General features: G+C 71.2%; 17 protein-coding genes. 6 read left to right on the forward strand and 11 right to left on the reverse strand.

Annotation, left to right across the window (positions count from 1 at the left end):
• Positions 1 to 84: 84 nt before the first annotated feature.
• From DDJ31_RS11645 to DDJ31_RS11655, 3 genes are read right to left on the reverse strand one after another with little or no spacing between them, the layout of a single operon-like run.
• On the reverse strand, positions 85 to 918 hold the full coding sequence (locus DDJ31_RS11645) for an HAD family hydrolase (RefSeq protein ID WP_127180346.1): 834 nt from the start codon (positions 916 to 918) through the stop codon (positions 85 to 87).
• On the reverse strand, positions 918 to 3,641 hold the full coding sequence (locus tag DDJ31_RS11650) for a phosphoribosyltransferase (RefSeq protein WP_127180345.1): 2,724 nt from the start codon (positions 3,639 to 3,641) through the stop codon (positions 918 to 920). Before DDJ31_RS11650 ends, DDJ31_RS11645 begins: the two co-directional genes overlap by 1 nt.
• Before the next feature lie 23 nt (positions 3,642 to 3,664).
• A complete protein-coding gene (locus DDJ31_RS11655) occupies positions 3,665 to 4,831 on the reverse strand; it encodes an HpcH/HpaI aldolase/citrate lyase family protein (RefSeq protein WP_127180344.1) in 1,167 nt (388 codons plus the stop codon).
• Between the two features lie 207 nt (positions 4,832 to 5,038).
• Here DDJ31_RS11655 and DDJ31_RS11660 point away from each other — a divergent pair, with 207 nt between their 5' ends.
• On the forward strand, positions 5,039 to 5,797 hold the full coding sequence (locus DDJ31_RS11660) for a TerD family protein (RefSeq protein WP_127180343.1): 759 nt from the start codon (positions 5,039 to 5,041) through the stop codon (positions 5,795 to 5,797).
• Positions 5,798 to 5,842: 45 nt separating this feature from the next.
• Here DDJ31_RS11660 and DDJ31_RS11665 read toward each other — a convergent pair whose 3' ends face one another.
• The 6 genes from DDJ31_RS11665 to DDJ31_RS11690 all read right to left on the reverse strand — a co-directional run bounded on the left by DDJ31_RS11665 (position 5,843) and on the right by DDJ31_RS11690 (position 10,386).
• A complete protein-coding gene (locus DDJ31_RS11665) occupies positions 5,843 to 6,583 on the reverse strand; it encodes a TerD family protein (protein ID WP_127180342.1) in 741 nt (246 codons plus the stop codon).
• A 96-nt stretch (positions 6,584 to 6,679) separates the two neighbouring features.
• A complete protein-coding gene (locus DDJ31_RS11670) occupies positions 6,680 to 7,828 on the reverse strand; it encodes a DUF475 domain-containing protein (protein WP_127180341.1) in 1,149 nt (382 codons plus the stop codon).
• 166 nt (positions 7,829 to 7,994) lie between these two features.
• Positions 7,995 to 8,570, reverse strand: a complete 576-nt coding sequence (locus DDJ31_RS11675) for a TerD family protein (protein ID WP_127180340.1) — start codon at positions 8,568 to 8,570, stop codon at positions 7,995 to 7,997.
• A gap of 119 nt (positions 8,571 to 8,689) precedes the next feature.
• On the reverse strand, positions 8,690 to 9,265 hold the full coding sequence (locus tag DDJ31_RS11680) for a TerD family protein (RefSeq protein WP_127180339.1): 576 nt from the start codon (positions 9,263 to 9,265) through the stop codon (positions 8,690 to 8,692).
• A gap of 112 nt (positions 9,266 to 9,377) precedes the next feature.
• The gene (locus DDJ31_RS11685) at positions 9,378 to 9,836 is read right to left on the reverse strand and encodes a peroxiredoxin (protein ID WP_127180338.1); all 459 of its coding nucleotides are present in this window, start codon (positions 9,834 to 9,836) and stop codon (positions 9,378 to 9,380) included.
• A gap of 112 nt (positions 9,837 to 9,948) precedes the next feature.
• Positions 9,949 to 10,386: a DUF3052 domain-containing protein gene (locus DDJ31_RS11690; protein ID WP_171480811.1), complete on the reverse strand. Its 438-nt coding sequence runs from the start codon at positions 10,384 to 10,386 to the stop codon at positions 9,949 to 9,951.
• A gap of 549 nt (positions 10,387 to 10,935) precedes the next feature.
• Between DDJ31_RS11690 and aceE the strand changes: the two genes are divergently transcribed.
• Complete coding sequence (gene aceE / locus DDJ31_RS11695; RefSeq protein WP_127180336.1) at positions 10,936 to 13,683, forward strand: pyruvate dehydrogenase (acetyl-transferring), homodimeric type; 2,748 nt, start codon at positions 10,936 to 10,938, stop codon at positions 13,681 to 13,683.
• Between the two features lie 557 nt (positions 13,684 to 14,240).
• Positions 14,241 to 15,020 (forward strand): potassium channel family protein, encoded by a 780-nt coding sequence (locus DDJ31_RS11700; RefSeq protein WP_127180335.1) that lies wholly within the window; start codon positions 14,241 to 14,243, stop codon positions 15,018 to 15,020.
• On the opposite strand, the gene DDJ31_RS11705 is transcribed toward DDJ31_RS11700, so the two are convergent.
• Complete coding sequence (locus DDJ31_RS11705) at positions 15,010 to 15,282, reverse strand: small hydrophobic protein (RefSeq protein WP_127180334.1); 273 nt, start codon at positions 15,280 to 15,282, stop codon at positions 15,010 to 15,012. The genes DDJ31_RS11700 and DDJ31_RS11705 overlap by 11 nt on opposite strands.
• 257 nt (positions 15,283 to 15,539) lie before the next feature.
• Positions 15,540 to 17,159, reverse strand: coding sequence for an MFS transporter (locus tag DDJ31_RS11710; protein WP_127180333.1), 1,620 nt, complete (start codon positions 17,157 to 17,159; stop codon positions 15,540 to 15,542).
• A gap of 66 nt (positions 17,160 to 17,225) precedes the next feature.
• On the opposite strand from DDJ31_RS11710, the gene DDJ31_RS11715 reads away from it, so the two are divergent.
• The 3 genes from DDJ31_RS11715 to DDJ31_RS11725 all read left to right on the forward strand — a co-directional run bounded on the left by DDJ31_RS11715 (position 17,226) and on the right by DDJ31_RS11725 (position 20,098).
• The gene (locus tag DDJ31_RS11715; protein WP_127180332.1) at positions 17,226 to 17,852 is read left to right on the forward strand and encodes a TetR family transcriptional regulator; all 627 of its coding nucleotides are present in this window, start codon (positions 17,226 to 17,228) and stop codon (positions 17,850 to 17,852) included.
• A 102-nt stretch (positions 17,853 to 17,954) separates the two neighbouring features.
• The gene (locus DDJ31_RS11720) at positions 17,955 to 19,172 is read left to right on the forward strand and encodes an alpha/beta hydrolase (RefSeq protein ID WP_127180331.1); all 1,218 of its coding nucleotides are present in this window, start codon (positions 17,955 to 17,957) and stop codon (positions 19,170 to 19,172) included.
• A gap of 56 nt (positions 19,173 to 19,228) precedes the next feature.
• Positions 19,229 to 20,098: a DUF4429 domain-containing protein gene (locus tag DDJ31_RS11725; protein WP_164785139.1), complete on the forward strand. Its 870-nt coding sequence runs from the start codon at positions 19,229 to 19,231 to the stop codon at positions 20,096 to 20,098.
• Position 20,099: the final 1 nt, after the last annotated feature.

Raw genomic sequence — 20,099 nt, forward strand, 5'->3', positions numbered from 1 at the left:
GGGCCCCTCACCGATCCCGTGAGGGGCCTTTTCCGTCGGCTCGTCGACGTTGGCTCGTCGACGTGTCCCGCGGGGCTCGGACGGTCAGCCCGTGCGGGTATCCGTGCGGGCCGGCTCCCGGGCGGCCGTCAGGAACTCGCGCAGGATGCGCTCCCCCGCCAGCACGCCGCGTTCCGGTAGCGCCGTCACGCCGGGGGCGGTCCACTCGGCCTCGGCGAGTTCGCCGTGGGCGGGGCGCCAGGCGCGGTCGGTGGCCGCCAGCAGGTCGGCGTCCAGGAGGGAGTCGCCCGCCGAGAGGGTGCGGTGGGCGCCGGTGCGCTCGGCGATCTCCCGCATCGCGGCGCTCTTCGTCAGCGGCTTCGGGACGGCGTAGATCTTGCGGCCCTGGAGGGACACCGACCAGCCGCGGCCGTCCGCCCACGCGGCGAGCTCCCCCACCCACTCCTCGGGGAGCAGTTCGCGCTCCACGACGAGGTACGCGAACAGGTCCTCGGCGACCCGCTGCTTGCGCACCCACGCCGGGTCGGCGGTGGCCAGCAGATGGTCCGTGACCTCCGCGAGCGGCGCGCACCTGGCGGCCAGCCGTGCGGTGACACCCGCGTGCCAGTCGGGGTCGGAGACGCCGTCCACCAGCAGGTGGCCGCCGTTCGCGCAGATCGCGTACCTCGGCTCGGGGCCCGGCAGGTTGATGCGCTGGTACTGCTTGCGGGTCCTGGTCGTGGTCGGCACGAAGACGGCCGCGTCGCCGAGTGCGCCCAGCAGGGCGGCCGACGTCTCCGTCATGAAGGACAGCGGTCTGCTCTCGTGCACCTCCACGCAGAGCAGCCGGGGCGCCCGCGCGTCCGGCATGGTCAGCGCGAGGGCCGCCGCCGAGTAGATGAGCGTGCGGTCGAGGTCGCTCGCCACCAGCACCGGCATCAGACCGCCACCGCCCTGCCGTCGGCGCCGGTCGCGCCGCGGGTGAACCGGGGGTGGATCAACCCGACGCAGCTGTACGGGAGTTCGTCGACCTCCTCGACCGGCACACCGCGCTGTTCGGCGAGCAGCCGCACATGGTCGAGGTCGGCGCCCGCCCCGGCCCGCGCCAGGATCTTCCACGGCACCCGGCGCAGCAGCACCCGGGTGGTCTCGCCGACGCCCGGCTTGACGAGGTTGACGTCGTGGATGCCGTACTCCTCGCTGATGCGTTCCACCGCCGCCCAACCCTCCCAGGTGGGGGCGCGGTCGGCGCCGAGAAGCTCCTTCGCCTGGGCGTCGACGGCGTCGGCGACCTCGGGGAAGCGCGCCGCGACGGCGTCGAGGAAGTCCGACGAGACGTCGGCGCCCGCGAGTTCGCGGTAGAACTTGGCGCCGTGGAAGTCGTGCGGGCCGACCAGGTCGGCGCGCAGGACGGTGCGCGAGATCAGCCCGGACACCGTCGAGTTGAGGCACGCCGACGGGATGAGGAAGTCCTCGCGGGTGCCGTACGTGCGCACGCAGGCGCCGGGGTCGGCGAGCACCGCGATCTCCGGGTCGAAGCCGGTGATGCCCTCGGCGGCCTCGAACTCCTGGATGGCGTCGGCGAGTTCACGGGTGATGGCGCCCTTGCCCGTCCAGCCGTCGACGAACACGACGTCGGCCGGGTCGTGGTGGGCGGCCAGCCAGCGCAGCGCGTTGGCGTCGATGCCCCGGCCGCGCACGATGGAGACGGCGTAGTGCGGCAGTTCGAGACCGTGCCGGAAACGGGCCCAGCGGCGCATCAGGACGCCGACCGGGGTGCCGGCGCGGGCCAGCGAGACCAGCACGGGGCGCGGCGAGCGTTCCGCGAGGACCACCTCGGTGACCGCGCCGACCGCCCGCGCGATGCGGCTCGCGGAGGAGTGCAGCGCCGCCTGGAACAGCTGCTGGTAGTGCTCGCTCGGCTGGTACTCCACCGGCAGCGACTCCGCGTAGTGCGCGCCGCCGCTCTGCACGGCCTCCTCGCGCTCCTCCGTCGGCGCCTCCAGGGTGATGCCCGAGAGGTCCTGGAGCAGCCAGCCGACCTCGTCCGGCGCGTAGGAGGAGAAGGCGGGGCCGCGGAGGGGCTCGGGCAGCATGGCGGGTCTCTCTCCAGGGGGAGCGGCGACGTACAGGGGCGCGGGGACGTACGAGGGGACCACCGCGAGCAGGACGTGCGGCGTGTGCTCGGCGAGCCGGGCGGGCAGCCCGTCGGGCGCGCGCAGCGCGGGGGTGTCGGCGGTCGAGTCGACGACGGCGACGACGGCGTCGAAGCCGGCGCCCGCGACGTTGTACGCGTACCGCTCGCCGGGGCCGTCGGCCGGGTCGTCGTGGGCCGGGAAGGCGAGGCGGGTGCGTATCGCGTAACCGGGGTCGTCGACGGCGAGGACGGGTGAGCGGGTGGTGGTGGAGTAGCGGACCTCCGCCTCGACGACCTGCTCCAGCTCGCGGGCGAGGCGCAGCGGGGCGTACATCAGCTCCTCGAAGCCGAGGACGAGGACGCGGCGGGCGTCGGCGGGCAGCGCCTCCGCGAGGCGGGCGGCCATCGCGGGCAGCGCGTGCTCCAGGCGGGCGCGGTGGGCGGGGGTGAAGCCGTGCCGGCCGCCGTCGGGGAGGCCCTGCGGCCAGCGGAGGTCGACGCGGTCTATTCGGCCGGGGGTGGCGGGGGTGGTGGTCGTCGGGTGCGGGCCGGTGGGGGCTGGTCGCGCAGTTCGCCGCGCCCCTGGGTGGGTGGCGGCCTGGTCGGTCGAGATGTCGGCCGGAGACTGCGCCCCTGGGAGGGTGGCCGCCTGGTCGGTCGAGATGTCGGCCGGAGTCTGCGCCCCTGGGTGGGTGGCGGCCTCGTCGGTCGGGACGTCGGCCGGAGACTGCGCCCCTGGGAGGGTGGCCGCCTGGTCGGTCGAGGCGTGCTCCCCCGTTTCCGCGGTAGCCGCGCTCACGTTCCTCGGTTCGTGTTCCGTGACCAGGCGTTGGCCCTTCTCCAGGACCCCCTCCGGGAGCCTCACCGTGCCGGAGGCCGCCGTCACCAGGTCGACCCTCGCGCCGATCTCGCGGGCGAACACGTCGAGGCGGCCCGCGTCCTCGGGTGAGCGCATGTCGACCAGCGCGACCACCACATAGCGGCGGCGCGGATAGCGTTCGTGCAGGTCGCGGATGGTGTTGAGGACCGTGTTGCCGGTGGAGAACTCGTCGTCGACCAGGACCAGCGGTCCGTCGCCGACCAGCAGGGCCGGGTCCTCGGGCAGCAGCAGGTGGGACGTGGCGTGCGAGTGGGACTCCTCGAAGCCGCCCGCCGCGGCCACGCCGGGCACCGGGCGGCGGGTGGAGTGGAGGTAGGGGGCGACCGCGAGGCCGTCGGCGACCGAGTGGCCGAGGCCGGTCGCCGTCTCCGCGTAGCCGAGGACGACGGCGGCGCCGGCGTCGTCGTCGCCGAGCAGCTCGCGCACCCGGCGGCCGAGGGTGAAGCCGTAGCCGTAGACCACGGACGGCGCCTGCGGCACGTGTTTGCCCAGCACGTTCGACACCAGCAGGTGCGCGCGTTTGGGGTTGCGGCGGAGGGCGAGGCCGAGCAGCTCGGTCAGCCGGTCGTCGCCCACCAGCTCGATGCCGAGGCGCTCGGTGACCCAGCTGCCGGACCAGACCCGGTTGGTTCCTGCGATGTTCATGCGTCCCTAGGAGGTGGTGAGGCTCAGCCGGGTATGCCGGCGGCGAGCAGGTCGACGAAGCTGACGTCCTCGCGTGCCACGCCGAAGACCTCGGCGCGCAGCATGGTCCGCTCGGCCCACGCCCGGTGCGGCTTCACCTCGTTCATCTTGTTCGTGTACGCCGACCTGAGCACGCCCCCGCCGCCGCGCTCGGGCCGCAGGATGTCCGCCGCGTCGCAGAACTCCTCGTGGCTGACCACGGACAGCGCGTGCACGGGCAGGACGTGGGAGGGGTGGATGCAGGTCTTGCCGGTCAGGCCGTTGGCCTGGTCGAGGGAGATCTCCCGCAGGAGGCCGTCCATGGCGTGCTCGATCAGCTTCATGCGCAGCTCGACGGCCTGCCCTTCGAGGAAGGGGCTGTTGCGCAGCATCGGCTTGAACATGCGTTCGGGTACCCGGAAGTACTCCCAGACCGGTCCGGTGACGGTGAAGCCGGTGCCGTCGGCGCGGCCCAGCATGTTGACGACGTCGGAGATGACGGACGCGACGACCTGGACGTCGTAGGCCGTCATGTCGGGGGCCCGGCGCAGGCCGTAGGAGGAGCAGAAGTCGGTGACGCCGAGGCGCAGCGCGAGGACCCGGTCGCGGTACTTGTCGACGGCGCGGGCGATGCCCTCCAGGGTCTCCACCCGGGACTCGCGGTAGAGCAGCTCGGGGGACTCCAGGACGGGCATGCCGAAGAGGCGCTGCCCGCTGGAGGTCTCGGCGCAGGCGAGGGCTTCCAGGAACGGGATGCCGCGCTCCTCGGTGAACTTCGGGAACACGAACCCGGACAGCAGCCGGACGTCGCGGCCGAGGCGGGCCACCAGGTCGGGGATCTGCTCGGGGGTGCGGACCCGGATGAACAGCAGCGGGAGGTCGGCGCCCGGACGGGCGGCGAGGTCGGCGAACTGGCGGACGAGGTTCTCCTCGCCCGCGGGCACGTCCGCGTCGTCGATCGAGTCCTCCAGGCACAGCACCATCGAGACCACGCCCAGCTCGGCCTGTTTGACGATGTCGTCGGCGAGCCGGGGGCGGGTGGCGGGGCTGTAGAGCGTGGCGCCCAGGGCGGCGGCGAGCAGCCTGGCCGGGGAGTCGGTGCCGAAGGCGCACGGCTCCTGGTGGAAGAGGCGCTGTCTCACCTCAGGGGCGATGTGCCCGAAATGACGCATGAGGCTCCCCTGTGGTGCGTGATCGGTCTGTGGATCGGGTGATAGGTGGCCGGTAATAGTACGTAGAGACCGGTGTCCGGAGTTCCCGCAGGGCATGAATTTCTGGTAACCCGGCTGTGTCGGCGCCTGTCCGACCGGCCGTGGCGGGGCCCGCGGCTGCCGCACCCCGCGTTGTCGTGGCCAGGACGGAGAGGGCAGGATGACCGCATGACGCACGCGATGCTGAAGGGGTCGAACGTCCCGCTGGAGGCGACCACGGTCCGCGCCGTGCTGCGCTGGACGCCGGGGCAGGGGGTTCCCGACGTGGACGCCTCCGCGCTGCTGCTCGGCCCCGACGGTCGGGTGCGCGCCGACGAGGACTTCGTCTTCTACAACCAGCCCCGGCACCCGTCCGGGAAGGTCTGGTGGCTCGGCAAGAAGCGGGTCTCCGAGGGTCCCACCGACACGATCCAGACAGATCTGGCGGGGGTCGAGCCGGAGGTGAGCCAGATCCTGCTGGTCGCCTCGGCGGAGGACGTCACCTTCGACCGCGTACCCGGGCTGCGCATCCTGCTGTACGACGCGGCGGTCGCGGACGCGGAACCGCTGGCGTACTTCGACGTCGCCCCGCAGACCGGCCAGGAGACGGCGCTGATCTGCGGCGAGCTGTACCGGCGCGGCGAGGGCTGGAAGTTCCGCGCGCTCGGCGAGGGCTACACCAACGGTCTGAAGGGCCTGGCGACGGACTACGGCATCACGGTGGACGAGACGGACTCGCCCAGCCCGGAGATCTCGCACCCGCTGCCGCCCGAGCAGCCCCCGGCCTTCCCGACCCAGCCGGCCTACGGGTACCCGCAGCCGGCCCCGCAGCCGACGTACGGCTACCCCCAGCAGCAGTCGGGATACGGCTACCCGCCGCCGGTGTCCCCGCCCCTCGACCCGGACTTCCGGCTGCCTCCGCAGGGACCGCAGTTCATCCGGGTCTAGCACCGGACTCGGAACGCCGTCACAACCGTCCGGCCCTGGGGCGCGTCACGTCTTCTCCGACTTGGTCTTGTAGCCGCGGCCCCACTGGAGGCCCCAGCCGTAGAGGCGGTCGAGTTCGGCCTGGAAGCCGTAGACGAACCGGACCTCGCGGCGGACCATCAGTTCGCCCTTGACGTTCTCGATCAGCACCACCGCGCAGGAGCGGGCCTGCGGGTGGCGTTCGTCGAGGCCGATCTCTATCCGGGGGCCGTTGCTGGGGTAGAGGGTGACGATCGCGTGGGTGCGGTCGAAGGCCGGTGTCTGGTCGTAGATGTAGACGAAGACCAGCAGCCTCTTGATGGCGTCCCGGTGGTCGAGGTTGATGTACATGGTCTCGCCCGACGCCGATCCGAACCGGTCGTCGCCGCTGAGCTTGACGTAGGGCGGTTCGTTGACGTCGCCGAGGTAGCCGCCGAGCGGCTGGACGACCCCGCGGGTGCCGTCCTGGAGTTCGTAGAGGCAGCCGAGGTCGAGGTCGACGTTGACCATGCTCTGGCTGTGTCCGACGACCTCGGGTGGCTTGAGCGCCTTGAAGGGGTGGCGCAGCAGGCTCTCGCGCGGCATGGCCCCGAAGTCGGAGGTCCGCATCCGCCAGGTGAGGTTGACCCGGAGGTTGCCGGTCGCGGCGCCCTGCTTGTTCAGGGACACCTGGTGGTGCCGTTTGGTGAGTTCGATCGCGTTGCTCGCGGCGCTGCCCGAGTCGAATTCGCTCTCGCGGCCCCGCCAGAGTCCGTCCAAGAAGCCCATTGCCGCCCCCACAGTCACCCAGATGCACAGAAAGACCAGGCGGGGCGGCCGGAGGACCGGCCGCCCCGCACAGAGCGTTCCTCAAGCCGAGGCGCGTCACACCCCGGACGAGACCTCAGTCTTCTCGCCCGAGGCCGACGCTTTTCCCTCGGCGGCCTCGAGTTTGCGGTTGCGCAGCACGGACGACCAGAAGGACCAGCCGATCAGGATGACACCGACCAGGCCGGTGATGACCTCGTTGATCTGGTACTGGATGGTGACCATGAGGATCACGGCCAGCGCGCCGATGGCGTAGTGGGCGCCGTGCTCCAGGTAGACGTAGTCGTCCAGGGTGCCCTGGCGGACCAGGTAGACGGTGAGCGACCGCACGTACATGGCGCCGATGCCGAGGCCGAGGGCCATCAGCACGATGTCGTTGGTGATCGCGAAGGCGCCGATCACGCCGTCGAAGGAGAACGACGCGTCCAGGACCTCCAGGTAGAGGAACATGAAGAAGGCGGCCTTGCCGGCCAGCGCGACGGCCGAGCGCTTCTTGCCGGTGCGCTTGGCCTCCTCTTCCTCCTCCTGCTCGCGTTCCTCGTCCTCTTCGAGCTTCTCCTCGAAGTAGCCGGAGAGGCCGCCGACGACCATGTACGTGATCAGGCCGGCGATCCCGGCGATCAGGACCGTCTGCGCCTTGTCGACGTGCGCGCCGCCGTGCTGGTGGGCGTGGGTGGCGAAGGTGAAGGCGGAGACCAGCAGGACGGCGAGCGCGATGCAGACCGACAGCATGTCGACCTTGCCGAGCTTGGCGAGCGGCCGCTCGATCCAGCGCAGCCACTGGATGTCCCGCTCCTCGAAGATGAAGTCGAGGAAGATCATCAGCAGGAACATGCCACCGAACGCGGCGATCGCCGGGTGGGCGTCGGTGACCAGCTGCTGGTACTGGTCCTTGTTGTTGAGCGCGAGGTCGACGGCCTCGATCGGCCCCATCTTGGCGGTGACCGCGACGATCACGACCGGGAAGACGAGGCGCATGCCGAAGACGGCGATGAGGACACCGACGGTGAGGAAGATCTTCTGCCAGAAGGCACTCATCTTCTTCAGGATTCCGGCGTTGACCACCGCGTTGTCGAACGACAGTGAGATCTCGAGGACGGAGAGGATCGCCACGATGCCGAAGGCCTCCCACCCCCCGTAGAAGACCGCAGCGACCAGGCCGAGCGCGGTCACCGCGAACGACCAGCCGAAGGTTTTCAGAAGCACTGGCTACCCAATCCTTTAGGTACGGGTCTCCCCCGCGCCGCACTCGTCTTTACTTACTGTTGACCACGAAGTCTAGGGCTTGGCCCTCCAGCCGGGCCAGCAGGGGTTTCAGGCCGGAGAAAACGCAGGTCGGAGACGGTGGAGCAGCCTGTGCGCGGTGGGGCCGCTAGGAGACATTGACCCCGAAATCCAGGGCGATGCCCCGAAGGCCCGACGCGTACCCCTGGCCGACCGCGCGGAACTTCCACTCCCCCTGGTGGCGGTAGAGCTCGCCGAAGATCATCGCGGTCTCCGACGACGCGTCCTCGCTCAGGTCGTAGCGGGCCAGCTCCACGCCGTCGGCCTGGTTGACGACGCGGATGAAGGCGTTGCTCACCTGGCCGAAGGTCTGGCCGCGGTTGTCCGCGTCATGGATCGAGACCGGGAAGACGATCTTGTCGCACTGGGCCGGCACCTTGGAGAGGTCGACGAGGATCGACTCGTCGTCGCCCTCGCCCTCACCGGTGAGGTTGTCGCCGGTGTGCTCGACCGAGCCGTCCGGGCTCTTGAGCTGGTTGTAGAAGACGAACCATTCGTCGCCCATCACCCGCCCGCCGGTGCACAGCAGCGCGCTGGCGTCGAGGTCGAACGGGGCTCCGGTGGTGGAGCGCGCGTCCCAGCCGAGGCCGACCATGACCTGCGTGAGGTTGGGTGCGGCCTTGGACAGGGAGACGTTTCCCCCCTTGGCGAGTGTGACGCCCATGATCTGTTCCCTCCCCGAATGGTGCTTCCTGATGTCCTGCGCCCCCCGGAGGGGGCCCACCGGCGCCGCACCCGGGGGTGCGGCGCCGGGGCAAAGCCGTCTCGCCGAGGCGTGCCCGCTCAGACGTTCACGCCGAAGTCCTGCGCGATGCCGCGCAGGCCCGAGGCGTAGCCCTGGCCGATGGCTCGGAACTTCCACTCCGCGCCGTTGCGGTACAGCTCGCCGAAGACCATGGCGGTCTCCGTGGAGGCGTCCTCGGAGAGGTCGTAGCGGGCGATCTCCGTGCCGCCCGCCTGGTTCACCACGCGGATGAACGCGTTGCGGACCTGGCCGAAGGACTGCTGGCGGTTCTCGGCGTCGTAGATCGACACCGGGAAGACGATCTTGTCGACGTCCGCGGGGACCGAGGCCAGGTCGACCTTGATCGCCTCGTCGTCGCCCTCGCCCTCACCGGTGGTGTTGTCGCCGGTGTGCTCGACCGAGCCGTCCGGGCTCTTGAGGTTGTTGAAGAAGACGAAGTTGGCGTCGCTCTGGACCTTGCCCGCGCTGTTCAGGAGCAGGGCGCTGGCGTCGAGGTCGAAGTCGGTGCCGGTCGTGGTGCGGACGTCCCACCCCAGACCGACGATGACCGCGGTCAGGCCAGGGGCCTCCTTGGTCAGCGATACGTTGCCGCCCTTGCTGAGGCTGACTCCCACGAGTCCTCCATTGGTATCAGGGGCGGTGTGCCCCGCTGTGCGTCTGTCATCGGATCAACGATCCGATCCTAGTGACGGGTTCCCGGACCACGCATGCCCTGGAACCGATGAATCACAGGGTGTCGAGCGCCTTGACGTACTCATTGAGGTCGCGGGCGTCCGGCAGGGCGTTGACGACGGTCCAGCGCACCACGCCCTCCTTGTCGATGACGAAGGTGCCGCGCACCGCGCAGCCCTTGTCCTCGGCGAAGACGCCGTACGCGCGGGAGACCTCGCCGTGCGGCCAGAAGTCGCTGAGCAGCGGGTACTCCAGGCCCTCCTGCTCGGCGAAGACGCGCAGGGTGTGGATGGAGTCGTTGGAGACGGCGAGCAGCTGGGTGTCGCGGTCGTCGAACTGCGGCAGGTTGTCACGCAGCTCGCACAGCTCTCCGGTGCAGACACCGGTGAAGGCGAACGGGTAGAACAGCAGGACGACGTTCTTGCCGCCCCGGTAGTCGGACAGCCGCACGGTCGCGCCGTGGTTGTCCTTGAGCTCGAAGTCGGGTGCCTTGTCGCCGACCTGGATCGCCATGGTCGTACGTCCCTTCGGTGGGGGCTGCTCGGGTGGTGGGACCACCCTACGCAGCGAGCACCGGGGACCGTCGGACGGGCCGGACGCGCCGGCCCGTCCGAGGTACCGGGGGTCAGCGCTTGGTCTTGGCCCCCTTCGGCGTCACCAGCCGACTGCCGCTCCAGTCCTTGCCGACGCTGACGCTCTTGGCGGCGGACAGGCCGGCCGTCGTCGCGGCTTCGGAGATGTCGCTGGGCTCCACGTAGCCGTCACGGCCGGTCTTCGGCGTGAGCAGCAGAATGGCGCCGCCCTCCTCGATGTACGTGATGGCGTCGACCAGCACGTCGGTGAGGTCACCGTCGTCGTCGCGGAACCACAGCACCACGGCATCGGCGACGTCGTCGTAGTCCTCGTCCACCAGGTCGCTGCCGATGACTTCCTCAATGGCCTCGCGGAGTTCCTGGTCTACGTCGTCGTCGTAGCCGATCTCCTGGACCACCTGCTCGGGCTGGAACCCCAGCCTTGCGGCAGGATTCGTCCGCTCCTCCGCGTGGTCCGCGGTCGCGCTCACGGGTTGCCTCCTGATCATGTTCGGTATGGGGGTACCCCCCTGGCTCGTCGAGAGCCTGGGGGGAGTCTCGGCCTCGCGCGGGCGCGAAGCGTTGGCCGTAGTCCACACGGGCGGGGCGGATCGCGCAAGTACCCGGCCGTTCAGACCGCCGAAACGGTGACGTTCCCGGCCGTGTCGCCGCAACTTACGGCACGCCACCCCGGCCCGAGGTGACACGCACCACAGCTTTCTGCCCGGTTTGTCGCGTTGGGAACCCTGGGGGACTGTCAGAGGGCTTGGTTACCTTTAAGTAGAGATGACGATTGACTTTCCCAGGTACACGATGGGGAACGCCGCGGGAACCCGTGGCACCAAGGGCGACAACCCGGAGAACGGCACGAGAACCGGCACCGACAGCAGCGAGAGCAGCGCGACGGCGGACGGCCCGCCGGACGGCGGCGCACCCGGGGAAAAGACCAGCGAAGAACCAGAGAAGACAGCGAAGACCAGAGAAGAACCAGCGAAGACCAGAACAGCCCACAGCAGCCCCTCTGACAGGTAAGGAACAGCGTGGCTTCCGGATCCGATCGCAACCCGATCATCATTGGCGGCCTTCCGAGTCAGGTTCCTGACTTCGATCCCGAAGAGACACAGGAGTGGCTCGACTCCCTGGACGCCGCCGTCGACGAACGCGGCCGGGAGCGGGCCAGGTATCTGATGCTCCGGCTGATCGAGCGGGCCCGCGAGAAGCGCGTCGCCGTGCCCGAGATGCGCAGCACGGACTACGTGAACACCATCCCGACCAAGGCCGAGCCGTTCTTCCCTGGCAACGAGGAGATCGAGCGCAAGGTCCTGAACGCCACCCGCTGGAACGCCGCGGTGATGGTCTCCCGCGCCCAGCGTCCCGGCATCGGGGTCGGCGGCCACATCGCCACCTTCGCGTCCTCCGCCTCGCTGTACGACGTCGGCTTCAACCACTTCTTCCGCGGCAAGGACGAAGGCGACGGCGGCGACCAGATCTTCTTCCAGGGCCACGCCTCCCCCGGCATCTACGCCCGCGCGTTCCTGCTCGACCGGCTCTCCGAGGCGCAGCTCGACGGCTTCAGGCAGGAGAAGTCGAAGTACCCCGACGGCCTCTCCAGCTACCCGCACCCGCGCTCCATGCCGGACTTCTGGGAGTTCCCGACGGTCTCCATGGGCCTCGGCCCGCTGGGCGCGATCTACCAGGCGCGGATGAACCGCTACCTGCAGGCGCGCGGGATCGCGGACACCTCGAAGTCGCACGTGTGGGCGTTCCTCGGCGACGGCGAGATGGACGAGCCCGAGTCGCTCGGCCAGCTCTCCATCGCCGCCCGCGAGGGCCTGGACAACCTCACCTTCGTGGTGAACTGCAACCTCCAGCGGCTCGACGGCCCGGTGCGCGGCAACGGCAAGATCATCCAGGAGCTGGAGTCGGTCTTCAGGGGCGCCGGCTGGAACGTGATCAAGCTGGTCTGGGACCGCTCGTGGGACCCGCTGCTGGCCCAGGACCGCGACGGCCTGCTGGTCAACCGGATGAACACCACCCCGGACGGCCAGTACCAGACGTACGCGACGGAGTCGGGCGGCTACATCCGCGACCACTTCTTCGGCGACGACCAGCGGCTGCGCGCGATGGTCGAGAACATGACCGACGACCAGATCCTGCACCTGGGGCGCGGCGGCCACGACCACCGGAAGATCTTCGCGGCGTTCAAGGCGGCCCAGGAGCACCGGGGCCAGCCGACGGTCATCCTGGCCAAGACGGTCAAGGGCTGGACCCTGGGCCCGAACTTCGAGGGCCGCAACGCCACGCACCAGATGAAGAAGCTGACGGTCGACGACCTGAAGCGGTTCAGGGACCGGCTGCACCTGCCGATCGCCGACAAGGAGCTGGAGTCGGGCCTGCCGCCGTACTACCACCCCGGGCGGGACTCGGAGGAGATCCAGTACATGCACGACCGGCGCAAGTCGCTCGGCGGGTACGTACCGACCCGGGTGGTGCGCTCGAAGCCGCTCGCCCTGCCGGACGACAAGACGTACGCGACCGTGAAGAAGGGTTCGGGCCAGCAGTCCATCGCGACGACCATGGCCTTTGTCCGGCTCCTCAAGGACCTCATGCGGGACAAGGAGATCGGCAGGCGGTTCGTGCTGATCGCGCCGGACGAGTACCGCACGTTCGGCATGGACTCGTTCTTCCCGAGCGCGAAGATCTACAACCCGCTCGGCCAGCAGTACGAGTCGGTCGACCGGGAGCTGCTGCTCGCGTACAAGGAGTCGCCGACCGGGCAGATGCTGCACGACGGCATCTCGGAGGCGGGGTGCACGGCCTCGCTGATCGCGGCGGGCTCGGCGTACGCCACGCACGGCGAACCGCTCATCCCGGTCTACGTCTTCTACTCGATGTTCGGTTTCCAGCGCACCGGCGACCAGTTCTGGCAGATGGCCGACCAGCTCTCGCGCGGTTTCGTGCTGGGCGCGACGGCCGGGCGTACGACGCTGACCGGTGAGGGTCTCCAGCACGCCGACGGCCACTCCCAGCTGCTGGCCTCGACCAACCCGGCCTGTGTGGCCTACGACCCGGCCTACGGGTACGAGATCGCGCACATCGTGCGGGACGGGCTGCGCCGGATGTACGGCGCGGACGCCGAGCACCCGCACGGCGAGGACGTCTTCTACTACCTGACGGTCTACAACGAGCCGATCCGGCATCCGGCCGAGCCGGACGACGTGGACGTCGAGGGCATCCTCAAGGGCGTCCACCGGCTGAGCGCGGGCACGGCGGGCTCGATCGGGGCGCAGATCCTGGCGTCCGGGGTGGCGGTGCCGTGGGCCCTGGAGGCGCAGCGGATCCTCGCCGAGGACTGGGACGTGCGGGCCGACGTCTGGTCGGCGACCTCCTGGAACGAGCTGCGGCGGGAGGCCGTCGAGTGCGAGCGGCACAACCTGCTGCACCCGGAGGAGGAGCAGCGCGTCCCCTATGTGACGCGGAAGCTGAGCGGTGCCGAGGGTCCGTTCGTGGCCGTGTCGGACTGGATGCGGTCGGTTCCCGACCAGATCGCGCGCTGGGTGCCGGGCACGTACCAGTCCCTCGGCGCGGACGGCTTCGGCTTCGCCGACACCCGGGGCGCGGCGCGGCGGTTCTTCCACATCGACGCGCAGTCGATCGTGGTCTCCGTACTGACCGAACTGGCCCGGGAAGGCAAGGTGGACCGTTCCCAGCTGAAGCAGGCGGTGGACCGCTACCAACTCCTCGACGTATCGGCGGCCCACCCGGGCACAGCGGGAGGCGACGCGTAGGGCCGGCCGGCCGGGTCGGGAGCCAGGGGGCGCGACACCGGGGCGCGCGGCGACGCGGGGCGAGCGCACAGCGGCTCGTCCGGCGACGCGAGGCGCGCGCACGGCGGCTCGTCCGGGCGCCCGTCCTCGTCCGGCGCGGGAGAAACCGGGGCGCGGCGCCGATTGCGGCCGCCGGCCCCGGGGGTCCCGGGCCGGCGGCGCGGGGCCTGCTCCGAACGGGCCGGACCGCCGGATACCGACCCACCGGAGTCCGACCCACCGGAGTCCGACCCACTGGAGTCCGACCCACTGGGGTCCGACCGCCGGAACCCGACAGCTCGCCCCCGACATCTCCCGCTCGCCCCCGACATCTCCCGCCCGCCCGCGCCCACCCATGACCGCCCACTCACCGCCGCCCGCCCAAGGCCGACCGCCCACTCCCGCCGTCCACCCACGACCGCCGCCCGCCCACGACGGCCGTCCGCCCACAGCCGTCCAGTCCCGCCGGGACATGGCGGGACATTCGCGTCGGGCTTTCCTGCCCCGGGCAGGTGGGCGGGGCGACCTACCATGCGGCCATGACTGAGCCGCAGGCGTCGAACGCTCCGTCGGCGCGGGTTCGTTGGGAGCGGGTCACTCAACGGCCCCTGCTGGGGCTCACGGTGGCCTTCGCCGTCGCCTACGCGGCGCCGATCGTGGACAGTTCGGCGAGTCGGTCGCTGACCTCGGTGTGCACGGCGGCGGAGTGGACGGTGTGGGCCTGTTTCGCCGTCGACCATCTGGTGCGGCTGGCGCTGACGCCCAGGCGCCGCGCGTTCGTACGGGCCCACTGGCCCGACCTGTGCGCGGTGGTGCTGCCGCTCCTCCAGCCGCTGCGGCTGCTGCGGCTGGTCTCGACGCTGCTGCTGGTGGGCCGCCGGGCGCGGATGGCGTCGCAGATCCGGCTGACCACGTATGTCGCGGGGTCGGTGATCGGGCTGCTGATGTTCGGCTCGCTCGCGGTGCTCTCCGTCGAACGGGACGCGCCGCACGGGAACATCCGCACGCTGGGTGACGCCGTCTGGTGGTCGTTCACCACGATGACGACCGTCGGATACGGCGACCACGCGCCGACGACCGGCCTCGGCCGCATGATCGCGGTCGGGCTGATGCTGTCCGGGATCGCCCTGCTCGGCGTCGTCACGGCGAACATCGCCGCGTGGTTCATCGCCCGCTTCGACAAGGACGACGACGAGGAACGCCGGCGCACGGAGGCGATCGAGGCCCTCACGGCCGAGGTGCGGGCGCTGCGCGCGGAGGTGGCCGCGCTGGCGGCGCGCGGTGACGGGCCGAGGTCCGGCCGGGTGCCTAGAGGGTGATCAGGGCGAGGACCGTGTCGATCGCGCCCAGGATCACGGCGATCATCGGCTGGAGCGGGCGGGCCCGGGACCAGGTGCGGCCCATCGCGAGCCAGCCGCAGAGGATCGCGGCGGGGCCGAGCAGGATGCCGAGGACGAAGAGGCCCGCGACGGCGCAGATCACGCCGATGAGCGCGAGGGTCGCCCGGTCCTGGACCGCGCCGGTGCCGGGTCGGGACCAGCGCCGGGTGCGGCCGCGGGTGCGGTGTCCATAGCCTGCCATCGTCAACTCCCCGGTCCCCGGGGTCGGTTCGGGGACCTGGAGTGCGGATGCCCCGGATCGGGCCGGGGATTCACGGGCCTGCGGCGCGCCGCCCCCCTCCGGCAGCGCGCCGTCGCGCCGAGCGCCCTGGGCACCGGTGCATGTGCCGGTGGAACATGCCGTTCACAGGGCCCGGCCCACTGTGGCGTGCCGCGTGGGCCGGGTGCGAGTGATCTTCGGCGGCTTCACCCTGACAGGGGACGTCCGCCGACGGGCCGTCAGATGTGACCGGGTCCCATGCCCGCGTCCGCGTTCACCCCGCGCTTGGTGAGCAGCGCGACGAAGACGGCGACCACCGCGACCCCGGCGGCGACGAGCGAGGCGAGGCCCATGCCGGAGATGAACGTGTCGTGCGCGACGTCGGTGACCTTCGCGACCATCGCCTCGGGCATCCCCTTGGAGACCGGCGCCACCCCGACCTGGACGGCCTCGGACGCCTGGGCGAGCTGGGCGGGGGTGAGCGGCGGGAGTCCCGCGTCCTTCCAGTTGCCGGCCAGGTCGCTGTCCACCTTGGAGACCATGACGGCGCCGAGGACGGCGGTGCCGAGGCTGCCGCCGATCTGCATGGCGGCCTGCTGGAGACCGCCGGCCACGCCGGACAGCTCCATCGGCGCGTTGCCCACGATGACCTCGGTGGCGCCGACCATGACGGGCGCGAGGCCGAGGCCGAGCAGCGCGAACCAGAGCGACATGACGCCGCTGCCGGTGTCCGTCTGGAGCGTCGACATGCCGTACATGGCGAGCGCGGTGGCCGCCATGCCGCCGGCCAGCGGGACGCGCGGGCCGAGCTTGCCGATCAGGAAGGCGGCGAGCGGCGAGCCGACGATCATCATGCCGGTGAGCGGCAGCAGGTGCAGTCCGGCGTCGATCGGGCTCATGCCGTGCACGTTCTGGAGGTAGAACGTGACGAAGAACAGGCCGCCCATGAACGCGATGGCCATCAGGACCATCAGCACGACACCGGCCGACAGCGGCACCGAGCGGAACAGCCCGAGCGGGATCAGCGGCTCCTTGACCTTCGTCTCCCAGAGCGCGAACAGCGCGAAGCAGAGGACGGACGCGGCGATGAACGCCCATGTCCTGCCGTCGCCCCAGCCCCAGGCGGGCGCCTTGATCAGGGCCCAGACCAGGCAGAACATCGCGACCGAGAGGAGGGCGATGCCGAGCACGTCGAAGGAGCGCGGGGCGTTCTCGGCGCGGTGGTCGAGGAGGATCACCAGGCCGAGCAGGACGGCGAGGAGGCCGACCGGCACGTTGATGAAGAACACCGACTGCCAGTTGACGTGCTCGACGAGGACACCGCCGAGGATCGGGCCGCCCGCGGTGGAGGCGCCGATGACCATGCCCCAGATGCCGATCGCCGTGTTGAGCTTCTCGGCGGGGAAGGTGGCGCGCAGCAGGCCGAGCGCGGCGGGCATCAGCAGCGCGCCGAACACGCCCTGCAGGACCCGGAAGGTGACGACCAGCGGGATGCTGTCGGAGAGCCCGATGGCGCCGGACGCGGCGGCGAAGCCGACCACGCCGATGAGGAAGGTCTGCCGGTGGCCGAAGCGGTCACCGAGCTTGCCCGCGGTGATCAGGGCGACGGCCAGGGCGAGGAAGTAGCCGTTGGTGATCCACTGGACGTCCGCGAAACTGGCGTTCAGGTCGTCCTTGATGGCCGGGTTGGCGATGGCCACGATGGTGCCGTCGAGGGCCACCATCATGACCCCGACGGCGACGGTTATGAGCGTGAACCAGGGGTGGCCGCGCAGCCCGGAGGCGGGCGAGCCTCCCGACGGGGCTGCCGGGGCCCCGTCCCCCGGCCCCGCAGTCTCGATGGTGGTCTGACTAGTCATGTGTTCGAGGCTAGTGACAGCCTCTGACAATTGACAAACCAATTCACAAGTCAGTAACTGACTCGTATGGAAACGTTGCGCGAACGCAAGAAGCAGCGCACCCGGGACGCCCTCCTGCGGACCGCCGTCGAGATGTTCGTCGAACGGGGGTACGACGGCACCACGGTGGACGACATCGCCGATGCCGTGGACGTCTCGCCGCGCACCTTCTTCCGCTACTTCGCGGGCAAGGAGGAGGCGGCCCTCGCGCTGGAGGAGCTGGCGGTCGCCCGGTACCTGGGGGCGGTGCGCGCCCGCCCGGCCGCGGAGGCGCCGATGGTCGCGCTGCGCCGGGCGGTGCTGGAGAGCTGGGACACCCTGCACGAGGTGATCGAGTCCGTCGTCCCGGTCGAGGCGTTCGTCGGCATGCACCGGGTGATCGAGTCGACGCCCGTGCTGCTCGCCGCCCATCTGCGGCGCAACGCCGAGACCGAGGAGACCATCGCGCGGATGCTGGCCGAGCGGGAGGGCCTCGACGTGGACACCGACCCGCGCCCGCGGCTCGCGGTGGCGGTGTTCGGCGGGGTGATGCGGGTCACGGAGCAACGGTGGAGCGCGTCGGGGGACTTCAGCCTGGAGGGGATGCGGGCGCTGACGATCGCGTACCTCGACCAGGTGGGGCCCGCGCTGGCCGGCAACTGGCGGGCGCGCTGAGGCGCTTGCGGGCGCCGGGAGGTCAACGCCCCCTTTATCGAAACGTGATCCGCGTCACTCGACTCGTCCGAGACCCTCCCGTTCTCCTAGTGTGTCCTCCCAGTGACTTCCTTCGACACCTCCCCGCAACTGAACGTCTGGCGCGCGCTGCTCGCGCTGGCCGTGGTGTTCGTGATGCTGGCGACCACCGGCTGGACGGCGCTGCGCGCCCACCCGGACTCGGCGCCGCTGCGCGTCTCGCTCTCCTCCTGGGAGCACGGCCGGCTGCACGGCCACCGGCTGCCCGACCCGGACGCCGCCCCCGCCCGGCTCGCCCGCTTCTTCGCCGGGCTCACCGCGCGGGAGCGGCTCTCGCTCGCGCACCGCTACCCGCTCGCCGTCGGCAACATGAACGGCGCCCCGGCCGCCCTGCGCTACCGGGCCAACCGGATCGCGCTCACCGAGCAGCGCGACACCGAGCGCGCCCGGACGCACGACAGCAGGCTCTCGCCCGCGGGCCAGCAGTTGGCGGGCCGCCGGATGCACCGCTACGAGGCGCTCCTCGCGCCGGGCCGGCAGATCCTCGCCTTCGACCCGCAGGGCGCGGGCCGGGTGGCCGAGGTGTTCGGGGACCTGCCGAGGGCCGAGCGGATCTCGGTCGTGGTGCCCGGCGTCGACACCGACCTGCTCACCTTCCAGCGGACCTCCCGCCGCTACACCGCGCCGGTCGGCATGGCGACGTCGCTGTACGCGGCCGAGCGGGCGGCGAGCCCCTCGACCCGTACCGCGGTGATCGCCTGGGCCGACTACACGGCTCCGGCGGGCCTCGGCATCGACTCGGCCACGGCGATGCGCGCCGAGGACGGCGCGATCCGGCTGAACGCCCTGGTGCGGGGGCTGCCCGGCCGCGCGCCCGTCTCGCTGTTCTGCCACAGCTACGGCTCCGTGGTGTGCGGGGTCGCCGCGCACGCGCTGCCGCGCCGGGTGGCCGACCTGGCGGTGGCGGCGAGCCCCGGCATGCGGGTGCGGAACGCCGCGCACCTGCGGACCTCCGCCCAGGTGTGGGCGATGCGGGACGCGGACGACTGGATCCAGGACGTGCCGTATCTGGAGGTCGGCGGGTTCGGCCACGGGGCGGACCCGGTCTCGGCGGCGTTCGGCGCGCGGGTGCTCTCGGCGCACGGCGCGCGGGGACACAGCGGGTATTTCGAACCTGGCACGGAGAGCCTGCGCAACTTCGCCGAGATCGGCGTCGGCGCGTACGGCTCGGTGCGCTGCGCCCGGCAGGATCGGGCGTGCGACACGGAACTGTCCGGCATGACGGCGGCGGGACGCGCGTAGAGGCGCAGGAAGTGCGGTCCCCCGGAGTGGCGACGAAGGAGCGCGTCTTGCATACGATGAGCCGCATGGGTGACGTGCTGGCCGGATTTCATGCCGCCTGGGAGTTCGAGTCCGACTCCCTGCTCATCCGTTACGAACGGGGGATTCGAACACCCAAGCTGTTCCAGGCGCTCGGGGAACGCCGGGTGCCGCTGGCCGCGCTGTCGGGCGTGAGCCTGACCCCGGGCAGGCGCGGCACGGTCGTGCTGCGGGCCGAGCCGAGGCCGGGCGCCGATCCGCTGATGGAGGCGGCGGCGGGACAGCTGAAGGACAGCAGCGATCCGTACCGGCTGGTGCTGCCCGCCGAGCGGGAGACGCTGGCCGAGTACTACGCCGACGAGCTGCGCGCCGGACTCCCCGACGACGGCGCCGAACCGGCCGAGCGGTTCCTGGTGGCGGCCCCCGAGACGCCGCGCCAGTTCAAGGCGTACGACGCGAAGGCCTCCTTCGACGGGCGGACGGTCACCTTCCGGTGGTTCTGGACGGGAGCGTCCTCGGCGAAGTGGAAGGCCGGCGACCAGACGTTCGCGGTGGCCGACCTGGCCGGCGTCGAGTGGCGCTCGCCCGAGGCGTTCGAGGGCCATCTGCGGCTGCTGGGCCGCGAACCGGTGGCGGGCGGCAGGCCGGCCCAGCCCGACCAGGACCCGGCCGCCGTGGTCTTCGGACTCGGCTACGGCCCGGTGCACGAGTCACTGCCGTTCGCCGCGGCGGTGCTGGCCGCGGCCAGGGCGTCGGGGACGGCGGTCCCCGTGCCCGCGGGACCGGCCCGGCGGGACCCCGCCGACATCGCCGAACGGATCAGGCACCTCGGGGAGTTGCACCAGGCCGGGCTGGTCACCGACGAGGAGTTCTCGGTGAAGAAGGCGGAGCTGCTCGCCGAGCTGTGAG

The organism is Streptomyces griseoviridis, from assembly GCF_005222485.1.
GTDB lineage: Bacteria > Actinomycetota > Actinomycetes > Streptomycetales > Streptomycetaceae > Streptomyces > Streptomyces hintoniae.

Bases quoted from the DNA above. Each gene is read 5' to 3' on its own strand.
- DDJ31_RS11645 (WP_127180346.1), bottom strand. From the start codon at position 918: ATGCCGGTGCTGGTGGCGAGCGACCTCGACCGCACGCTCATCTACTCG.
- DDJ31_RS11685 (WP_127180338.1), bottom strand. From the start codon at position 9,836: ATGGCGATCCAGGTCGGCGACAAGGCACCCGACTTCGAGCTCAAGGAC.
- DDJ31_RS11700 (WP_127180335.1), top strand. From the start codon at position 14,241: ATGACTGAGCCGCAGGCGTCGAACGCTCCGTCGGCGCGGGTTCGTTGG.
- DDJ31_RS11725 (WP_164785139.1), top strand. From the start codon at position 19,229: ATGAGCCGCATGGGTGACGTGCTGGCCGGATTTCATGCCGCCTGGGAG.
- DDJ31_RS11710 (WP_127180333.1), bottom strand. From the start codon at position 17,159: ATGACTAGTCAGACCACCATCGAGACTGCGGGGCCGGGGGACGGGGCC.
- DDJ31_RS11705 (WP_127180334.1), bottom strand. From the start codon at position 15,282: ATGGCAGGCTATGGACACCGCACCCGCGGCCGCACCCGGCGCTGGTCC.
- DDJ31_RS11650 (WP_127180345.1), bottom strand. From the start codon at position 3,641: ATGAACATCGCAGGAACCAACCGGGTCTGGTCCGGCAGCTGGGTCACC.
- DDJ31_RS11660 (WP_127180343.1), top strand. From the start codon at position 5,039: ATGACGCACGCGATGCTGAAGGGGTCGAACGTCCCGCTGGAGGCGACC.
- DDJ31_RS11655 (WP_127180344.1), bottom strand. From the start codon at position 4,831: ATGCGTCATTTCGGGCACATCGCCCCTGAGGTGAGACAGCGCCTCTTC.
- DDJ31_RS11665 (WP_127180342.1), bottom strand. From the start codon at position 6,583: ATGGGCTTCTTGGACGGACTCTGGCGGGGCCGCGAGAGCGAATTCGAC.
- DDJ31_RS11675 (WP_127180340.1), bottom strand. From the start codon at position 8,570: ATGGGCGTCACACTCGCCAAGGGGGGAAACGTCTCCCTGTCCAAGGCC.
- DDJ31_RS11715 (WP_127180332.1), top strand. From the start codon at position 17,226: ATGGAAACGTTGCGCGAACGCAAGAAGCAGCGCACCCGGGACGCCCTC.